Genomic DNA, 18,067 nt, shown 5'->3' on the forward strand with positions numbered 1-18,067 from the left:
CCGGGTCGTTAGACGATTGGGCCCGGGTCATCCTCCTGGCGCCCGATGCGCCGGTACACGTCCGGCTTCGTCCGACGCAGCACGAGCGCGTAGACGATCCCGAACACCACGACCGCGACCGCCAGGATGCGGGCCAGGGCGAGGATGAACGAGTCCGAGCCGACGAGAAGCTCCAGGTTCGTCGCGGCGAGGTAGGCCGCATAGAGGAGGACGAGCGTCGCGAACGCGGTCGGGAGGATGAACGCCCACCGGCGTCCGTTGCGCCAGAGGTACACGACCACGGCGACCCCGGCGAGGGAGATGACGGAGATGAACATCCATCCGGAGAATCCGGAGTTGACGGTGTAGAAGGCGTTCGGGTCGCCACCGACCGCCACCATGATGATGAGCGTCAGCAGGGAGATCGCCGATACGACCAGCGAGGCGACGGCGGGCGACGTGAATCGGGGGTGGATCCGGCCGAGCACGGTCGGGAGGATCGCGTCGCGCCCGAAGTTGCTGAGGTAGCGCGCGACGATGCTGTGGCACGCGACGACCGCGGCGAGCAGGCTCGTGATGAGCAGCGCGGACACGATCACCCGGCCGGCCTGCCCGAGGTACATCTCGGCGCTGTCGAAGAACGACCCGCTCGGGCTCTCGGCGGCGGCGGCCACAACGTTCTGCTCGCCGACGCCCTGGATGAAGATGAAGGCGGAGATGGCGAAGAACACCATGCAGATGCCGATGAAGGTCAGGGTGGCGCGCAGGATCGTCTTCTCCCCGCCGCGGGCCTCGTCGCGGAAGATGACCATCGACTCGAAGCCGCCGAAGAAGAAGACGCCGAACAGCATGGCCAGCGCCGGCGTCCCGGTGATGCTCGAGAAGAAGTCGAACGAGGGCGCGTGGAACCCGTCGAAGCCGCCCTGCACGATGACGGCGATGTCGTAGATCAGGACGACGAGCAGCTCGATGATGACGAGCACTCCGAGCGCCTTGGCCGAGGTCGCCAGGTCACGGAAGCAGAGGACGCCGGCCACGACGACGACCACGAGGGAGTAGATCCACCAGGGCACGTCGGGTCCGCCGAGGGTTCCGTGGATCAGGTTGTTCGCGCTCCATCCGATCAGCGCCATCGCGCCGAGCAGGATCGATCCGTAGATCATCGTGGCGACGAGCCCCAGGCCGAGACCGATGGGGCGGCCGAGGCCGGCCGTGATGATGCTGTAGAAGCCGCCGGAGCGCTTCAGACGTCGCACGGTCGCGAGGAATCCGATCGAGAAGAGCCCGATGACGACACCGACGATCACGATCATGACCGGCGCGGCGAGACCCGCGCCGAACGCGATCATGATCGGGATGAAGGTGACGGCGAGGGTCAGGGGCGCTGCGTAGGACATCGCCGCGAAGACGGCTCCGAGGGTTCCGATCCCCTTCGAGGGGGCGAGAGTCGCCGAAGGGGCGGGGGCTGAGTCCGACTGCACGTCGTTCGTAGTAGCGATTTTCGTTTCCTCGGGTGGGGGCGGAAGTGCCGCACGATGCTGTGGGGGCAGCCTGCCAGACCCCGGCGCGCCCCTCTGCGCTCGGATTTCGGTGGACGGACTCGCCCCCTATCCTGAGACCCGGATCGCCCATCGAAGGAGACCGATGACCGACAGCATCCTGCTCGAGATCGAGGACGGTCTCGCCCGCGTCACCCTCCACCGTCCCGAGCGGTTCAACGCGACGGACATCGAGATGGGCGAGCGCTGGCGCGACATCGCCCGCCGCGTCACCGCGGATCCCGCCGTCGGGGCGGTCCTCCTGGATGCCGCCGGCCCCGCGTTCTGCGCGGGCGGCGACGTCATCGCGATGGCGGCGTCGGGTATTGGCGGCTCCGAGGTGGCCGCGACGGCACGCGCGATCCACGACGGCATCCGCGCGTTCGTCGAGTCCGACACGCCTGTCGTCGCGGCCGTGCAGGGCGCGGTAGCGGGCGGCGGCCTCGGGCTCATGCTGACCGCCGACTATGTCATCGCGTCGCCGTCGGCGCGCTTCGTCAGCCGCTACGCGAACGTCGGCCTGACCCCGGACCTCGGGGTCTCGACCCTTCTGCCCGCAGCGATCGGCCAGCGCCGCGCCCTCCAGCTCCTCCTGCAGGACCGCGCTCTGACCGCCGCGGAGGCCCTCGACTGGGGGCTCGTGGCCGAGGTCGCCGACGACGCCGGTGCCCGCGCGCGGGAGGTCGCCGGCTTCTGGCTCGGCGGGGCCACCGCCGCGTTCGGGCAGGCGAAACGCCTCATCCGCACCGGCGCGCACCGCTCGTTCGCGGACAATCTCGCCGACGAGGCCGCCACGATCGGCCGCGCGTTCGACACCGAGGAATCCCGCAGCCGGGTGGCCGCGTTCGCCGCGGCATCCGCCCGCCGCGCCGAGGAGCGGCCGGCTCGGTAGCCCGACCCCGGGCCATCCGGGCTGGGGCTGCCGCGCGACCCTCGCACAACTCCTGCAATCCGTGATGGCGGGCCGCGTGTCGGCCTCGGATCCGCCCTCCCGCGCCCGAACTGCAGGAGTTGTGCGAGCGGATCGGCGGGCACCTCGACGCACCGACGCGTCCAGGTGGCTCCTTGGAGGCACGCACCTGCCGCACAGGCGGGCACTTCTACCCTGGGTCGATGTCCTATTCCGCCCATCGACCTGGCCGGTTCGGCTCCGACGGCCGCATCGAGTACACCGTGGACGAGGAACCGCTGTACCTGAGCGACCTGCGGACCCTCACGGATCCCGCGGACGACCCTCGCGCCGACGACGCCGTCACCGAGCTGATCGACGCCCCGGTCCCGGCCCCACCCGCACCGGCACCCACCCCAGCTCCCGAGCCGGCCCCCGCACCCCAGTCCGAGCCCGAGCCCGCACCCGAGCCCGCACCCGAGCCCGCACCCGCACCCGAGCCCGCACCCGAGCCCGAGGATGCGCGCGAGGCCACCACGCGCCGCGCCGCATCCCCGCGCCGCCGCCGGATGCCGACCTCACGCCTGCTTGCGATCCTGGGCGGGGCCCAGGGCGCCGTGCTCGACGACGTGCCGGCGGAGACCTCTCGGTTCGTGCAGATGTTCTTCGTGCTCGCCGGGACCGCCGTCGTCTCGGCGCTGTCGATGTTCTTCGCGCTCCTGACCGGCGTGCGCATCTCGCCCTGGATCGCGGTCCCGCTCGCCCTCGTGTGGGCGCTCATCATCTTCAACCTCGACCGTTTCCTCACCTCGACGATGCGGTCGACGCGCAACGTCTGGAAGCTCATCGGGCTGGCGATCCCCCGCATCATCCTCGCGGCGCTGATCGGCGTGGTCGTCGCGGAGCCGCTCGTGCTCCAGGCCTTCCACAACGACATCGCCCGCGAGGTCACGTCGACCAACGTGGTGCAGGCGCAGTCCGATCAGGATGCCGTCACGAACGGCCCCGAGAAGCAGGCGCTGGATGCCGCGAGCAGTCGCGTGTCGGCCCTCGAGAACCAGGCCGCGACCGGGACGGTGGCGGGGACGTCCACCACGTCCGCCGAGTCGACGGCGGCGCAGCAGAGCGTGGACCAGCTCACGCAGCAGGTCGCGGCCCAGCAGACCGTCATCGACCAGGCGCGGGCGCTGTATCAGTGCGAGCTGACCGGGCAGGGCGCGGGAACGGTCCCCGGCTGCACGGGGGTCGCCGGCACCGGCACCAGCTCCCAGGCCGCGCAGGCTCAGCTGACCCAGGCGCAGGCGTCGTACGACGCGCTCGCCGGCCAGCTGCAGCAGGCGCAGGCCGCGCTGACGTCGGCCAACTCCGCCGGCACGGCCGCCGCCGCGACCTCGGCCGAGCAGAACAAGCAGCAGGCGCAGGACCAGCTCCCCGCGGCGCAGCAGCAGTACGACGCGGCGCTGGCGGCCTACAACGACCGCGCCGCGGCGGTGGCGGGAGGCAACGCCGACGCGGTGGGCCTCCTCAGCCAGATGAGCGCCCTGGAGCGGCTGTCCGCCCGGGAGCCGGCGCTCGGCTGGGCGCACGCGCTGATCGCGGGCCTCTTCTTCATGATCGAGCTGCTGCCGGTCCTCGTGAAGGTGCTGACGAGCTACGGAGATCCGTCGCTGTACGAGCGCGCCGAGGCGATGCGCCGGCAGGTGGACCTCGACCGCGTGTCGGCCCGCACCTGGCGCGAGCGCGCCTCGATCGTCGCCCCCGGCACCGCCACCCCCTCCTAGCCGCGTCTCGCGCGATGGCGGCGGGGTCGGAGGCGTCGCCTACCCTGGGAGGGTGAGTTCCTCCGACGCATCCGGACGGGCCGACCGCCAGGTGCGGCCGGCGACCGAGGGCTGGTCGCAGAAGAAGGATGCCGCGGGCCGGCCGCTCCTCCAGTTCGCGTCGCCGCGCCGCGGTATGCCGCCCGCGCATCTCGCCGATCTCACCCCCGAGGAGCGCGTCGCCCGCGTGACGGAGCTCGGCCTCCCCGGCTTCCGCGCCAAGCAGCTCGAGAAGCACTTCTTCACGCACTACACCGACGATCCGGCGGCGATGACCGACCTCCCGGCATCCGGTCGCGAGGAGCTCGTCGTCGCCCTCCTCCCGCCGCTGCTCACCGAGGTGCGCCGGCTGCAGACCGACAGCGGAGACACGATCAAGTTCCTGTGGAAGCTGCACGACGGTGCGCTCGTCGAGTCCGTCCTCATGCGGTATCCGGGCCGCATCACGCTGTGCGTGTCGTCCCAGGCCGGATGCGGGATGAATTGCCCGTTCTGCGCGACGGGGCAGGCGGGGCTCACGCGCAACATGTCCGCCGCGGAGGTCGTCGCGCAGGTCGTGCGGGCCAATGCCGCGATCCGCGCCGGCGAGCTCGACACCCCCGAGCATCCCGACGAGCGGGTGACCAATATCGTCTTCATGGGCATGGGGGAGCCGCTCGCGAACTACGCGCGGGTCATGCAGGCGGTGCGCGTGATGGTCGACAAAACCCACGGGATGGGGATGAGCGCGCGCGGCATCACGGTGTCGACGGTCGGGCTCGTGCCGGCGATCCGCAAGCTCGCCGCGGAGGAGCTCCCCGTCACGTTCGCGCTGTCGCTGCACGCGCCCGACGACGCGCTGCGCGACGAGCTCATCCCCGTGAACTCGCGCTGGAAGGTGGACGAGGCGCTGGATGCCGCGCGCGCCTACTTCGACGCGACCGGGCGCCGCGTCTCGATCGAGTACGCCCTCATCAAGGACATGAACGACCACGGGTGGCGCGCCGACCTCCTCGCGGAGAAGCTCAACGCGCGGGGGCGGGGCTGGGTGCACGTCAACCCGATCCCGCTCAATCCGACGCCGGGCTCGATCTGGACCGCGTCCGACCGTTCCGTGCAGAACGAGTTCGTGCGCCGGCTGGAGGCCGCGGGCATCCCGACGACCCTCCGCGACACGCGCGGCAAGGAGATCGACGGCGCCTGCGGGCAGCTCGTCGCGACCGAGGAGGATCAGCGCGCCGCCGCGCGCGCGTGATCTCTTGTCCTGGATTCGCGTGAATGCGACGCTGGCCAAGACGCGATATATCGTGTTAGTCTGACGCCCGGCGCGAACGCGCACGTGACCCCCTGGCCGGATGTCGGTGGTGCGTGCGAGTCTTTTTTCACCGCCCCTCCGACCTCCAACCGGGAGAGACCGTGCTCGCGAAGCTTCTCGTCCGCTACCTCAGGCCCTACGGTTGGCTGCTCCTCGGCCTGCTCGTCTTCCAGATCGTCTCGGCCCTCGCCTCGCTGTTCCTGCCGAGCCTGAACGCCGACATCATCAACAACGGCGTGTCGAAGGGCGACACCGCCTATATCTGGCGCACCGGCGGGCTCATGCTCGCGGTGTCGCTGGGCCAGATCATCGCGTCGATCATCGCGACGTTCTTCGCAGCCCGCGCGGCGATGAGGCTCGGTCGCGACATCCGCGACGACGTGTTCGAGCGGGTCTCCGGCTTCTCCGAGCGCGAGGTCACGACCTTCGGGCCCGGCTCGCTCATCACCCGCAACACGAACGACGTGCAGCAGGTGCAGATGCTGGCGATGATGTCGGCGACGTTCCTCGTGTCGGCGCCGCTGCTCGCGATCGGCGGCATCGTGCTCGCGATCCGGCAGAGCCCGAGTCTGGCGTGGATCATCGCGGTCGCGGTGCCGATCCTGCTGATCGTCGCGGCGCTCGTGATCAGCCGGATGGTCCCGCTCTTCCGCAGCTACCAGGGCAAGCTCGACGCCGTGAACCGGGTCATGCGCGAGCAGCTGACCGGCATCCGCGTCATCCGCGCCTTCGTCCGCGAGCCGATCGAGGCAGAGCGGTTCCGCGAGGCCAACACCGACATCATGGTCGTCGGCCGCAAGGTCGGGTCGCTGTTCGTGCTGCTGTTCCCGGCCGTGATGCTGATCCTCAACGTCACGGTCGTCGGCGTGATCTGGTTCGGCGGCATCCAGGTGAACGACGGCACGGTCGAGATCGGCACGCTGTTCGCCTTCATGCAGTACGTCATGATCATCCTCTCGGGCGTCATGATGGCGAGCTTCATGACGATGATGATCCCGCGCGCGGCCGTGTCCGCCGAGCGGATCGGCGAGGTCCTGGGTGCGTCGTCGTCGCTGTCCCGGCCGGCCGACGGCGTGCACGCGTTCCCGATGCGGGGGTCGGTCGAGTTCCGGGGCGCGTCCTTCACATACCCCGGGGCGGAGCACCCGATCCTGTCCGACATCAGCTTCTCGGCGGCGCGCGGCGAGACGGTCGCAATCGTGGGGTCGACCGGCGCCGGCAAGACGACGCTCATCTCGCTCCTCCCGCGACTGTTCGACGTGACGGGCGGCGCCGTCCTGGTGGGCGGCGTCGACGTGCGCGAGGCCGATCTCGACGCGCTCTGGAAGACGATCGGGCTCGTGCCGCAGCGACCGTTCCTGTTCGCCGGCACCGTGGGGTCGAACCTGCGGTTCGGCCGCGAGGCCGCGACGGATGCCGAGCTGTGGCAGGCGCTCGAGATCGCGCAGGGCAGCGACTTCGTCGCGCAGATGGACGGCGGTCTCGACGCGACGATCGCCCAGGGCGGCACGAACGTGTCGGGCGGGCAGCGGCAGCGTCTCGCGATCGCCCGAGCGATCGTGCACCGGCCGGAGGTGCTCGTGTTCGACGACTCGTTCTCCGCGCTCGACCTCGCGACGGATGCGCGGCTCAGACAGGCGCTCTGGCGAGAACTTCCGGAGGTGACGAAGATCGTCGTCGCGCAGCGCGTCTCGACGATCACCGACGCCGACCGAATCGTCGTGCTCGACGACGGCGGCGTGGTCGGGCTCGGCACGCACGAGGAGCTCCTCGAGACGAGCCAGACCTACCGCGAGATCGTGGAATCCCAGCTCGGGGCGGAGGCCGCACGATGAGCCGCGACAGGGAGATGACCGCCGAGGAGAAGGAAGAGATCGAGCTCGGCGAGTCCGCGCGTCTCGCCGCCAACGATTGGAGCGGCGCGGTCGCGCCCGGCAAGGCCACGCACTTCTGGCCGTCGTTCAAGCGCCTGATCGGGCTGCTCAAGCCGAATGCGCTCGCCTTCGTCGGGGTTTCGATCCTCGGGGCGATCGGCGTGGTGCTGGCCGTGCTCGCACCGAAGGTGCTCGGCAATGCGACCAACATCCTCTTCGAGGGCGTCATCTCCTCGATGGCCCCGGCCGGCGCGACGCAGCAGCAGGTCGTCGATCAGCTCGTCGCATCGGGCCAGCAGGACCTGGCCAACATCGTGGGTGCGATGCGCGATTTCGTGCCCGGCGCCGGGGTCGACTTCCTGGCGCTGAGCCGCGTCCTGCTGCTCGTCCTGGCACTGTACATCGCGTCGTCGCTGCTGATGTGGCTCCAGGGCTATGTCATCAACATCGTCATGGTGCGCACCATGTGGCGCCTGCGCGAGCAGGTCGAGGCGAAGGTCAACCGCCTGCCGCTCAGCTACTTCGACCGGGTGCAGCGCGGCGAGTTGATCTCGCGCGTCACGAACGACATCGACAACATCACGCAGATGATGCAGCAGTCGCTCTCCCAGGCGCTGACGAGCGTGCTGACCATCATCGGCGTGCTCATCATGATGCTGTCGATCTCGTGGCAGCTGACGCTCGTCGTGCTCGTGACGTTCCCGCTCATGGCGATCCTGTTCGGCGTCATCGGTCCGCGCTCGCAGAAGGCGTTCGGCGTCCAGTGGCGCAAGGTCGGCCGGCTCAACGCGCGCGTCGAGGAGTCCTTCTCGGGCCACGCGCTCGTCAAGGTCTTCGGGCGCGAGCAGGGCTCGCGCGAGGCGTTTCGGGCGGAGAACGAGGAGCTGTACCAGGCCTCGTTCAAGGCCCAGTTCATGTCGAACATCATGATGCCGGCCATGATGTTCATCGGGAACCTGACCTATGTCGGGATCGCGGTGTTCGGCGCCCTCATGGTCGCGAGCGGCCAGCTGCGGCTCGGCGACGTGCAGGCGTTCATCCAGTACTCGCAGCAGTTCACGCAGCCCCTCGCCGAGCTCGGCGGCATGGCCGCCGTCGTGCAGTCCGGCACGGCCTCGGCCGAGCGGGTGTTCGATCTGCTCGACGAGTCTGAGGAGCAGCCGGACGCGGAGGATGCCCCGGCGCCGGTCGACGGCGACGGCACGATCGAGTTCGACCACGTGTCGTTCTCGTACTCGCCCGAGCGTCCGCTGATCCAGGACCTGTCGTTCCGCGTCGCTCCCGGTCAGACCGTGGCGATCGTGGGCCCGACGGGCGCAGGTAAGACGACGCTCGTCAACCTCATCATGCGGTTCTACGAGCTCGACGGCGGGCGCATCCTGCTGAACGGCCAGAGCATCGCGGACCTCACGCGGCACGACATCCGCGCGAAGACGGGCATGGTGCTGCAAGATCCGTGGCTGTTCGCGGGCACGATCCGGGAGAACATCCGCTACGGCCGGGCCGACGCGACCGACGAGGAGATCCTCGCCGCGGCGCGGGCGACGTACGTCGATCGCTTCGTGCACTCCTTGCCCGACGGGTACGACACGGTCCTCGACGAGGACGCGTCGAACATCTCCGCGGGCGAGAAGCAGCTCATCACGATCGCGCGCGCGTTCGTCGCGCAGCCCTCGGTGCTGATCCTCGACGAGGCGACGAGCTCCGTCGACACCCGCACCGAGCTGCTGCTGCAGAACGCGATGGCGGCGCTGCGCGACGGGCGCACGTCGTTCGTGATCGCCCACCGCCTGTCGACGATCCGGGACGCCGACCTCATCCTCGTGATGGAGAACGGGTCGATCGTCGAGCAGGGCACGCACGACGAGCTGATCACGGCGCGCGGCGCGTACTTCCGCCTGTACAACTCCCAGTTCGAGCAGGCCGCGGCCGACCTCGACGAGGAGGAGCGGGACGCTGCGATCGCCGAGGCGATCGACGCCGAGGAGGAGGACGCAGCGGTCTCGTGAGCGGCCGCTAGCGTGAGGGAATGGTCACCTACCGATACCTGGGCAACAGCGGCTTCCGAGTCTCCGAGATCACGTACGGGAACTGGGTCACGCACGCGTCCCAGGTCGGCAACGAGGCGGCGATCGCCACGGTGCATCGCGCACTCGACCTCGGCATCACGACATTCGACACCGCCGACACGTACGCCAACACGGCGGCCGAGGTCGTGCTGGGCGAGGCGCTCAAGGGACAGCGCCGCGAGTCCCTCGAGATCTTCACGAAGGTCTACGGGCCGGTCGGACCGCACGGACCGAACGACGAGGGTCTGTCGCGCAAGCACGTCCTCGAAGGGATCAACGGCTCGCTGAAGCGGCTTGGCGTCGACTACGTCGACCTCTACCAGGCGCACCGGTACGACTACGAGACCCCGCTCGAGGAGACGATGCAGGCGTTCGCCGACATCGTCCGCCAGGGCAAGGCGCTCTACATCGGGGTCTCCGAGTGGACTCCCGAGCAGCTGCGCGCCGGCCACGAGCTCGCCACCGAACTGCGCATCCAGCTCATCTCGAATCAGCCGCAGTACTCGGCGCTGTGGCGCGTCATCGAGGAGCGGGTCATCCCGACCTCGGAACAGCTCGGGATCTCGCAGATCGTCTGGTCGCCGATGGCCCAGGGCGTCCTCTCCGGCAAGTACCTGCCGGGCCACCCGCTTCCGGAGGACACGCGCGCGACCGACGAGAAGAGCGGCGCCGCGTTCATCAAGCGGTACCTCGGCACCGAGGTGCTCGAGGCCGTGCAGCGGCTCCGGCCGATCGCCGCGGAGGCCGGGCTCACGCTCCCGCAGCTCGCGATCGCGTGGGTCCTGCAGAACCCGAACGTCGCGTCGGCGATCGTCGGCGCCTCGCGTCCCGAGCAGCTCGACGACACGGTGAAGGCATCCGGGGTCGTCCTCGACGACGCCACGATGAGCGCGATCGACGCCGCCCTCGCCGAGGTCGTCATCACCGACCCCGAGCTCACCTACCAGCAGTCGTCTTTGTCCCGTCCCCGCGGGGACTGAGCGCCGTGCCGATCCGGAGCGCCGGCATCCTGCTGCACCGACGCGCGGCCGACGGGGTGGAGGTCCTGCTCGGGCACCTGGGCGGCCCCTTCTGGGCGCGGAAGGATGCCGGCGCCTGGTCGATCCCGAAGGGCGAGTACGACCCGGACTCCGAGCGGCCGCAGGACGCCGCGATCCGCGAGTTCCGCGAGGAGCTCGGCGTCGACCCGCCCGCCCTCCCGTTCGTCGAGCTCGGCGAGTTCGCGTACTCGTCCGGCAAGCGCGTGACCGTCTTCGCCGTCGACGGCCAGGACTGGGCCCCGTCGCCGTTCGTGTTCGGCACGTTCGACCTCGAGTGGCCGCCGCGCTCCGGCCGCGTGCAGGCGTTCCCCGAGGTCGATCGCGCGGAGTGGATGCCGCTCGAGGCCGCCCACCCGCGTCTCCCCGCGGGCCAGCGCCCCGCCCTCGCCGCCCTGGTCGCCCGCCTCGCCGCCTGACCCGCGCAGCCCTGGTTGCGCACCTCGCCCGCGCGGCGCCCGCGCGCCGCCCTCCCGTGCCCGCGCGCGGCGTCACCGCGGGAGGAGATGTGACCGGGGGAGGGAGAGTTCGCGAGCTCGGCTCCTCCCTTCGTCCCATCTCCTCCGCTCATTCGGGCGGGACGCCGGAGCCGCCGCCGCGGCGGCGCGGAGCGGGCCCGGTCGAGGGGTTGTGACATCGCGGGGGTCGGGAGAGACTGGGCGCGCGCGGGACGACCGGCGTCCCCGACGAAGGGACGCATCATGGCTCACGGCGACATCACGCACATCGACATCCCGGTCTCCGATCACGCGCGAGCGGGCGCTTTCTATTCGACCCTCTTCGGCTGGGAGATCGCGGAGGCTCCCGGCTTCGAGGGCTACCCCATGTGGCGGGCGCCCAACCAGATCTCGGGTGGCGGGCTCGCCCCGCGCGAGGAGGGCTTCACCCAGCCGCGGTCCTACGTCGAGGTCGACTCGATCGACGACACGATCGCGCTGGCGGAGGCGAACGGCGCGACGGTCGCGCGGGACAAGCAGCCGATCTCCGACACGAGCTGGTGGGCTGTCATCGTCGATCCCGACGGCAACCACATCGGTCTCTACGAGGGCGTCACCGAGGTCGAGGGCTGAGAGCGGGATTCCCACTCCGCCACGAGCCCCGGCATCCGGGCTCCGAGGAAGCGCAGGAAGTCCGCCATTTCGCGGGCTCGGGCTGCGGAGGCGGGTGCGCCCTCGATGCTGCCCGCGATCGTGTCGATGTACGCGCCGAGCCGCTCGTACAACGGGATGTTCGCGAGGATCATCGAGTGCAGGCCGTCCGCCATGAGGTCGTAGCGGGCGACGCGATCGCCGGCGCGCGACAGGCGTCGGATGAACGCGGCGTTCTGCAGGTAGCGCACCGCGCCGGAGATTGCTGCGGGGGAGACCCCGAGCCGCTCGCCGAGCTCCGCGGCGGTCAGTCCCCCGTCCGGAGCCCCGACGAGCATCATCATGACGCGCGCCGGCATCCGCGGCATCCCCGCGACGTCGAGCATCGCCGCCGCGTGCTCGACGGCCTCCACCCCGTCCGCCCCGAGCACCCCGTCCGCCCTCCCACGTGAGAACGCGCTTGTGTCACGTTTTGCGGGTGTTTTTGTGACACGAGCGCGTTCTCGCGAGGGGTCGGCACTCACTCGGCACCCGCCAGTTCACGCCGACGCATGAGGGTGAGGGATGCCGCGGCCCCCACCGCGACGGCGAGGACGAGCCACCACAGACCGCGGAGGTCCACGGCGTTCGCCGTCACGGTCGGGGTGACGGCAAACGGGGACACGTCCACGAGCGCCTGCGGGAACCCGAAGAGCGACCCGAACAGGCCGAGGATCGTCCCGACGACGACGAGGGTCCACCCGACCGCGATCGTGAGGCGTGGCACGAGCACGAACACGAGTGCCGTGATGACGAGGAAGACGGCGGCGGCGGCCATCTGGCCCGCTCCGGTCACGATGACGTCGCCGAGGAGCGACCAGTCCGGTTCACTCAGCGTCGCCAACCCCAGTGCCGCGCCCGCGACCCCGGCCCCGATCGTCACGACTATGCCGACCAGGGCGACGAGGACGTAGTCGGCGAGCCAGTGCACGCGGCCGACGACCGCAGCCAGCACCGGCTCCGCCGTGCCGTGAGCCTCCTCCTGCCTCGCGCGGCAGACGGTCTGAACGGCGCAGCACGCGGCGAGGATCCCGACCATCGTGAAAAAGATCACGACGATGCCCTGTTGCAGCGTTCCGCCCGCCGCGAGCGCCTGCATGATCGCTTGCACCGACGGGATCGTGACGCTGACCTGGGCGATGACGTCGGACAGCCGCGTCGCGAGCAGCCCGCTCACGAGCCCGCCGACCGCCCAGCCGATCACCGCGCCGCGCGACAGTCGCCACACGAGCCCGAACGAGCTGCCCAGCGCCGCACCCGCCGTCGCGCGGCTGCGCCGCTCCGGCAGGAGGCTGCCGCCGATGTCGCGCGCCGCCTGCAGCACGAACGCACCGGCCGTGCAGGCGACGGCGATCCCGAGTGTGAGGAGCAGAGGGAGTGCGTTGTCGGTGGCGTAGGGCCGCGTGTTCTCCGCCCATCCGAACGGCGACAGCCAGGCGAGCCACGAGCTCTGCACGCTCTGGAGGTCGGCGGAGGGTGTGCCGATCGCGTTGCCGACGCCCGAGATCAGGAACGTGATCACGATCGCCCACACCGCGACGCTGTTCGCCGCGCGTGACGTGCGCACGAGCTGCGCGGCGAGCAGTGCGAAGCCGAAGAAGGCGACGCCCACGCTGCCGGTCGCGGCACCGACGAGGACGCTCCCGGCCACGGACAGGCCGAGCGCCGCGAACGATGCGGCGACGAGGATCGCGAGGACGACGTTCGCGAGCACCCCGTGCACGATGGTCGCGACGAGCGGCAGGACGCGCCCGGCCGGGGTCGCGGCGATGACTTCCGCGCGGTCCAGTTCCTCGTCCGCGCGGGTGTGTCGCACCGCCAGGAAGGTGCTCATGAACGCCGCGAGCATCACGAGGAACGGGACGATGAGGAACGCGATGAACGGCCCGGTACCGGCGCCCTCCGGGAGGCCGCGGAAGAGCAGGATGACAGGGTTGGCGATCGCTGCGGCTAGGAGGTTCGCGCGGTCCGTCTCGGTGCCGTAGGTCTGGCTCACGCCGACATAGGACAGCGCGCCGAGCAGCACGGTCCCGACGATCCACAGCGTGAGCTGCAGCCCGTCCCGCCGCATCCGCTGCCGGAGCAGCGCGAGCATCCGCCTCATCGCCGGGCCTCGGAGGGCTCGGGCTCGGCCGCGTCCGCGGGGGCGGCGGGATTGGCCTCGGGGCCGGGGACCACGTCGCCGTAGTGGCGGAGGAACAGCTCCTCGAGCGAGGGCGGCTCGACCCGCAGCCCCTCGACACCCAGCTGCGCGAGGGCGGGCAGTGCGCCGGCGACGCGGTCGCTGTCGATCGTGAATCGAGCGCGCCCGTCGCGCACGTGCAGGTCGTGTGCGTCCGGGATCGCGCCGAGGGACGCGGCATCCGCGGCGGCGAACGAGACCTCGGTGCGCGTCAGGTGGCGCAGCTCCGCGAGCGTGCCGGACTCGACGACCTTCCCCGCCCGGATGATGCTGACGCGGTCGCACAGCTGCTCGACCTCGGAGAGGATGTGGCTCGACAGCAGCACCGTGCCGCCGGCATCCCGCACCCGGGCGAGCTCGCGCTGGAACACGACCTCCATGAGCGGGTCGAGGCCGCTCGTCGGCTCGTCGAGGATGTACAGGTCGGCGGGCACGGCGAACGCGGCGATGAGCGCGACCTTCTGCCGGTTGCCCTTCGAGTACGCCCGGCCCTTCTTGCGCGGGTCGAACTGGAATTCCTCGATGAGGCGCGCGCGCTCGCGGCGGTAGCCCTCGTCCCGCCCGTCGCCCCGGAGGCGCGCGAGCAGGTCGATGGTCTCGCCGCCCGAGAGGTTCGGCCACACGTTCACGTCGCCGGGGACGTACGCGATCCGGCGATGGAGACGGACGGCATCCCGCCACGGATGCCCGCCGAGCACGGTCGCCTCGCCGGCGGTCGCGCGGGCGAGGCCGAGGAGGACGCGGATCGTGGTGGACTTCCCGGCGCCGTTCGGGCCGAGGAATCCGTGGATCTGTCCGGACTCGACCGTGAGGTCGAGCCCGTCGAGGGCGCGCGTGCGCCCGTAACGCTTGACGAGGCCTGCAGTGCGGATGACGGTGGTCACGTCCCGGACACTACACCGATTTCACAATTTCCTGAATACCCCAAATCTGCCGAGAACGCGCTTATGTCACAGACACGCCGTCCGAAACGGACATACGCGCGTTCTCGCGGGGGAGGTGGGCGAGTCGCAGCCACGTTTCCACCACGGTGTCGGGGTTCAGGGAGATGGACTCGATGCCCTGGGTCACGAGCCACTCGGCGAGGTCGGGGTGATCCGAGGGGCCCTGCCCGCAGATGCCGACGTACTTGCCGTGCCTCCGGCAGGCCTCGATCGCCATCGACAGCATCCGCAGCACCGCCGGGTCGCGCTCGTCGAACGTCTGCGCGACCAGCCCGCTGTCGCGGTCGAGCCCGAGCGTGAGCTGGGTCATGTCGTTCGAGCCGATCGAGAAGCCGTCGAAGAACTCGAGGAAGTCGTCCGCGAGCACCGCATTGCTCGGCAGCTCGCACATCATGACGACCTCGAGCCCGTTCTCCCCGCGACGCAGGCCGTTCTCGGCGAGGAGCTCGACGACGGCGTGGCCCTCGCCGACGGTCCGTACGAACGGCACCATGATCTTCACGTTCGTGAAGCCCATCTCGTCGCGCACGTAGCGCAGCGCCTCGCACTCCATGTCGAAGCACTCGCGGAAGTCCGCCGAGATGTAGCGCGACGCCCCGCGGTAGCCGAGCATCGGGTTCTCCTCGTGCGGCTCGTAGAGCTCGCCGCCGAGCAGGTTCGCGTACTCGTTCGACTTGAAGTCGCTGAGCCGCACGATCACGGGCTCCGGCGCGAAGGCGGCCGCGATCATCGAGACGCCCTCGGCGACGCGCTGCACGAAGTAGTCGCGCGGCGACGGGTAGGCCGCGATCCGCTCCTCGACGCGGGCGCGCAGCTCCTCGGGCAGGCCGTCGCGCTCCAGGAGCGCGCGCGGATGGATGCCGATCTGGCGGTTGATGATGAACTCCAGCCGCGCCAGGCCCACGCCCGCGTGCGGGAGGCGCGAGAACGCGAACGCCTGGTCGGGCGTGCCGACGTTCATCATGATCTTCACCGGCGCCGCCGGCATGCTGTCGAGCCGCGTCTGCTCCTCGGTGAAGGGCAGGATCCCGTCGTACACGAAGCCGGTGTCGCCCTCGGCGCACGAGACCGTGACCTCGCGCCCGCCCGCGAGCGTGGTGGTCGCGTCGCCGGTGCCGACGACGGCGGGGATGCCGAGCTCGCGCGCGATGATCGCCGCGTGGCACGTGCGTCCACCGCGGTTCGTGACGATCGCCGACGCGCGCTTCATGATCGGCTCCCAGTCGGGGTCGGTCATGTCGGCGACGAGCACCTCGCCGGGCTGGAAGAGGTCCATCTGCGCGAGGTCGGTGAGGATCCGCACCGGGCCGGCGCCGATCTTCTGGCCGATCGCGCGGCCCGCGGTCAGGACCTCGCCGCGCTCGTGGAGCCGGAACCGGCGGACGACGCCGGCGTCGTCGCGCGAGACGACGGTCTCTGGGCGCGCCTGCAGCACGTAGAGCCGGCCGTCGGTGCCGTCCTTGCCCCACTCGATGTCCATCGGCCGGCCGTAGTGCTCCTCGATCACGAGCGCGATGCGCGCGAGCTCCTCGACCTCGGCATCCGTGATCGAGAACCGGCGTCGATCCTCCGCGGGGACGTCGGCGAAGGCCGTGCTGCCGCCGACGTGCCGCCCCTCGGCGTAGCGCATCGCGACGGCCTTCTCGCCGACCGAGCGCTTGAGGATCGCGGGCCGGCCGGCGCGCAGCGCCGTCTTGGAGACGTAGAACTCGTCGGGGTTCACGGCCCCCTGCACGACCGCCTCGCCGAGGCCGTACGAGCTCGTGATGAAGACCGCGCCGTCGAAGCCCGACTCCGTGTCGACCGTGAACAGGACGCCGGACGCGCCGACGTCGGAGCGGACCATGCGCTGGATGCCGGCGGACAGCGCGACGTCGGCGTGGTCGAACCCGTGGTGCGCGCGGTACGCGATCGCGCGGTCGTTGTAGAGGGAGGCAAAGACCGAGCGAACGGCCTGCAGGATGTTGTCGATCCCGCCGATGTTGAGGAACGTCTCCTGCTGGCCCGCGAACGAGGCATCCGGCAGGTCCTCCGCCGTCGCGCTCGACCGCACCGCCCACGTGACCGTCTCGGGCTGCGGGTCGCGGGCCACGAGCGCGGCGTACGCGTCGCGCAGCGCGCGCTCGAGGGCCGGCGGGAAGGGCTGCTCCTCGATCCAGCGGCGCACGGTCGCGCCGACGCTCGTGAGCGCCGCGACATCCTCGACGTCGAGCCGCGCGACGGCATCCCGGATGCGGTCCTCCAGCCCGTCGTGCGCGAGGAACTCGCGGTAGGCGTCCGCGGTCGTCGCGAAGCCGTTCGGCACGGCCACGCCGAGCGCGGCGAGGTGGGACACCATCTCGCCGAGAGAGGCGTTCTTCCCGCCGACGCGGGGCAGGTCGGCCATCCCGATCTGGTCGAACCAGGCGATCTCGTTCATCGTGTGCTCCTTCTGGGAGGGGTCAAGCGCGCAGATGCATGGTCTGCATGATGACGGCGGACATCTCCTCGACGCTTTTCGTCGACGAGTTCAGGAAGGGGACGCCGGTGCGGCGGTAGAGGCCCTCGGCCATGCGGAGCTCCGACGTGCACTGCGCGAGGCTCGCGTAGCGCGAGTTCGGCCGGCGCTCGTGACGCACCTGGCTGAGCCGCAGCGGCGTCGTCGTGAGCCCGAAGCAGCGCGCGCGATGCGGCGCGATCGCGCGGGGGAGCCCGTCGGTCGGGAAGTCGTCGTCGGTCAGCGGGTAGTTCGCGACGAGCAGGCCGTAGTGCAGCGCGAGGTACATCGTCGTCGGCGTTTTGCCGCAGCGGGACGGCGCGACGATGATGACGTCGGCGAGGTCCAGCGCACGGTCGCTCTGCCCGTCGTCGTGCTCGATCGCGTACTCGACCGCGCGCATCCGCGCGAAGTACCGCTCGGTGTTCGCGACGCCGTGGTACTGCCCCAGCTGCTCGGACGCCGTCACCCCGAGCGCGTGCTCGAGGTCGGTCAGGTGGCCGCGCAGCAGGTCGATGCGCGTGGCCGGGGTGCCCGAGAGGATGCCGGCGACCGCGGGCGCCTTCACGGTGGTGAAGAGGATGGGATCGGCGCCCTGGGCCGCGGCGGACGCGATGTCGCGCGCGACGTGGTGCGCGGCCTCGGGGGTGTCGACGAAGGGCACGGTATACCGCTCGAAGCCGATCCCGGGGAAGTTCGCGAGCAGCGCGCTGCCGAGGGTCTCGGCGGTGATCCCGGTGCTGTCGGACACGAAGAAGACCGCGCGAGCGGGCGCGGTCGCGGGTGCGGCGGCGCCCGTCCGGGATTCCATGGGGCCGACACTACGGAAAGGTCCCCG

General features: G+C 70.7%; 14 protein-coding genes. 8 read left to right on the plus strand and 6 right to left on the minus strand.

Annotation, left to right across the window (positions count from 1 at the left end; translation table 11 throughout):
- Window positions 1–8 precede the first annotated feature (8 nt).
- Complete coding sequence (locus tag ABCS02_RS13765; RefSeq protein ID WP_345836210.1) at window positions 9–1,460, minus strand: APC family permease; 1,452 nt, start codon at window positions 1,458–1,460, stop codon at window positions 9–11.
- A 163-nt stretch (window positions 1,461–1,623) separates the two neighbouring features.
- Here ABCS02_RS13765 and ABCS02_RS13770 point away from each other — a divergent pair, with 163 nt between their 5' ends.
- The 8 genes from ABCS02_RS13770 to ABCS02_RS13805 all read left to right on the plus strand — a co-directional run bounded on the left by ABCS02_RS13770 (window position 1,624) and on the right by ABCS02_RS13805 (window position 11,570).
- Window positions 1,624–2,409 carry an enoyl-CoA hydratase-related protein gene (locus ABCS02_RS13770; protein ID WP_345836211.1) on the plus strand — a complete coding sequence of 262 codons (786 nt, stop codon included), beginning with the start codon at window positions 1,624–1,626 and terminating at the stop codon, window positions 2,407–2,409.
- Window positions 2,410–2,630: 221 nt separating this feature from the next.
- Window positions 2,631–4,187, plus strand: coding sequence for a DUF4407 domain-containing protein (locus ABCS02_RS13775; RefSeq protein ID WP_345836212.1), 1,557 nt, complete (start codon window positions 2,631–2,633; stop codon window positions 4,185–4,187).
- A 52-nt stretch (window positions 4,188–4,239) separates the two neighbouring features.
- Window positions 4,240–5,460: a 23S rRNA (adenine(2503)-C(2))-methyltransferase RlmN gene (gene rlmN, locus ABCS02_RS13780; protein WP_345836213.1), complete on the plus strand. Its 1,221-nt coding sequence runs from the start codon at window positions 4,240–4,242 to the stop codon at window positions 5,458–5,460.
- Between the two features lie 161 nt (window positions 5,461–5,621).
- Window positions 5,622–7,355: an ABC transporter ATP-binding protein gene (locus tag ABCS02_RS13785; RefSeq protein WP_345836214.1), complete on the plus strand. Its 1,734-nt coding sequence runs from the start codon at window positions 5,622–5,624 to the stop codon at window positions 7,353–7,355.
- Entirely contained in the window at window positions 7,352–9,403 is a 2,052-nt protein-coding gene (locus tag ABCS02_RS13790; protein ID WP_345836215.1) for an ABC transporter ATP-binding protein, read from the plus strand. The genes ABCS02_RS13785 and ABCS02_RS13790 overlap by 4 nt, the downstream gene beginning before the upstream one ends.
- A gap of 20 nt (window positions 9,404–9,423) precedes the next feature.
- Window positions 9,424–10,443, plus strand: coding sequence for an aldo/keto reductase family protein (locus ABCS02_RS13795; protein ID WP_345836216.1), 1,020 nt, complete (start codon window positions 9,424–9,426; stop codon window positions 10,441–10,443).
- Window positions 10,444–10,448: 5 nt separating this feature from the next.
- Window positions 10,449–10,919, plus strand: a complete 471-nt coding sequence (locus ABCS02_RS13800; protein WP_345836217.1) for an NUDIX domain-containing protein — start codon at window positions 10,449–10,451, stop codon at window positions 10,917–10,919.
- A gap of 282 nt (window positions 10,920–11,201) precedes the next feature.
- The gene (locus tag ABCS02_RS13805; RefSeq protein WP_345836218.1) at window positions 11,202–11,570 is read left to right on the plus strand and encodes a VOC family protein; all 369 of its coding nucleotides are present in this window, start codon (window positions 11,202–11,204) and stop codon (window positions 11,568–11,570) included.
- Here the strand turns inward: ABCS02_RS13805 and ABCS02_RS13810 are convergent.
- From ABCS02_RS13810 to ABCS02_RS13830, 5 genes are all read right to left on the minus strand, one after another.
- Window positions 11,540–12,019 (minus strand): helix-turn-helix domain-containing protein, encoded by a 480-nt coding sequence (locus ABCS02_RS13810; protein ID WP_345836219.1) that lies wholly within the window; start codon window positions 12,017–12,019, stop codon window positions 11,540–11,542. The two genes, ABCS02_RS13805 and ABCS02_RS13810, sit on opposite strands and share 31 nt — an antisense overlap.
- A gap of 89 nt (window positions 12,020–12,108) precedes the next feature.
- The gene (locus tag ABCS02_RS13815) at window positions 12,109–13,731 is read right to left on the minus strand and encodes a polyketide antibiotic transporter (protein ID WP_345836220.1); all 1,623 of its coding nucleotides are present in this window, start codon (window positions 13,729–13,731) and stop codon (window positions 12,109–12,111) included.
- A complete protein-coding gene (locus tag ABCS02_RS13820) occupies window positions 13,728–14,693 on the minus strand; it encodes an ABC transporter ATP-binding protein (protein WP_345836221.1) in 966 nt (321 codons plus the stop codon). The genes ABCS02_RS13815 and ABCS02_RS13820 overlap by 4 nt, the downstream gene beginning before the upstream one ends.
- Before the next feature lie 61 nt (window positions 14,694–14,754).
- Window positions 14,755–17,172, minus strand: coding sequence for a phosphoenolpyruvate synthase (ppsA, locus tag ABCS02_RS13825; protein ID WP_345836222.1), 2,418 nt, complete (start codon window positions 17,170–17,172; stop codon window positions 14,755–14,757).
- Window positions 17,173–17,194: 22 nt separating this feature from the next.
- Window positions 17,195–18,040, minus strand: a complete 846-nt coding sequence (locus ABCS02_RS13830; RefSeq protein ID WP_345836223.1) for a pyruvate, water dikinase regulatory protein — start codon at window positions 18,038–18,040, stop codon at window positions 17,195–17,197.
- Between the last annotated feature and the right edge of the window lie 27 nt (window positions 18,041–18,067).

The sequence above is a fragment of the Microbacterium sp. X-17 genome, assembly GCF_039615055.1.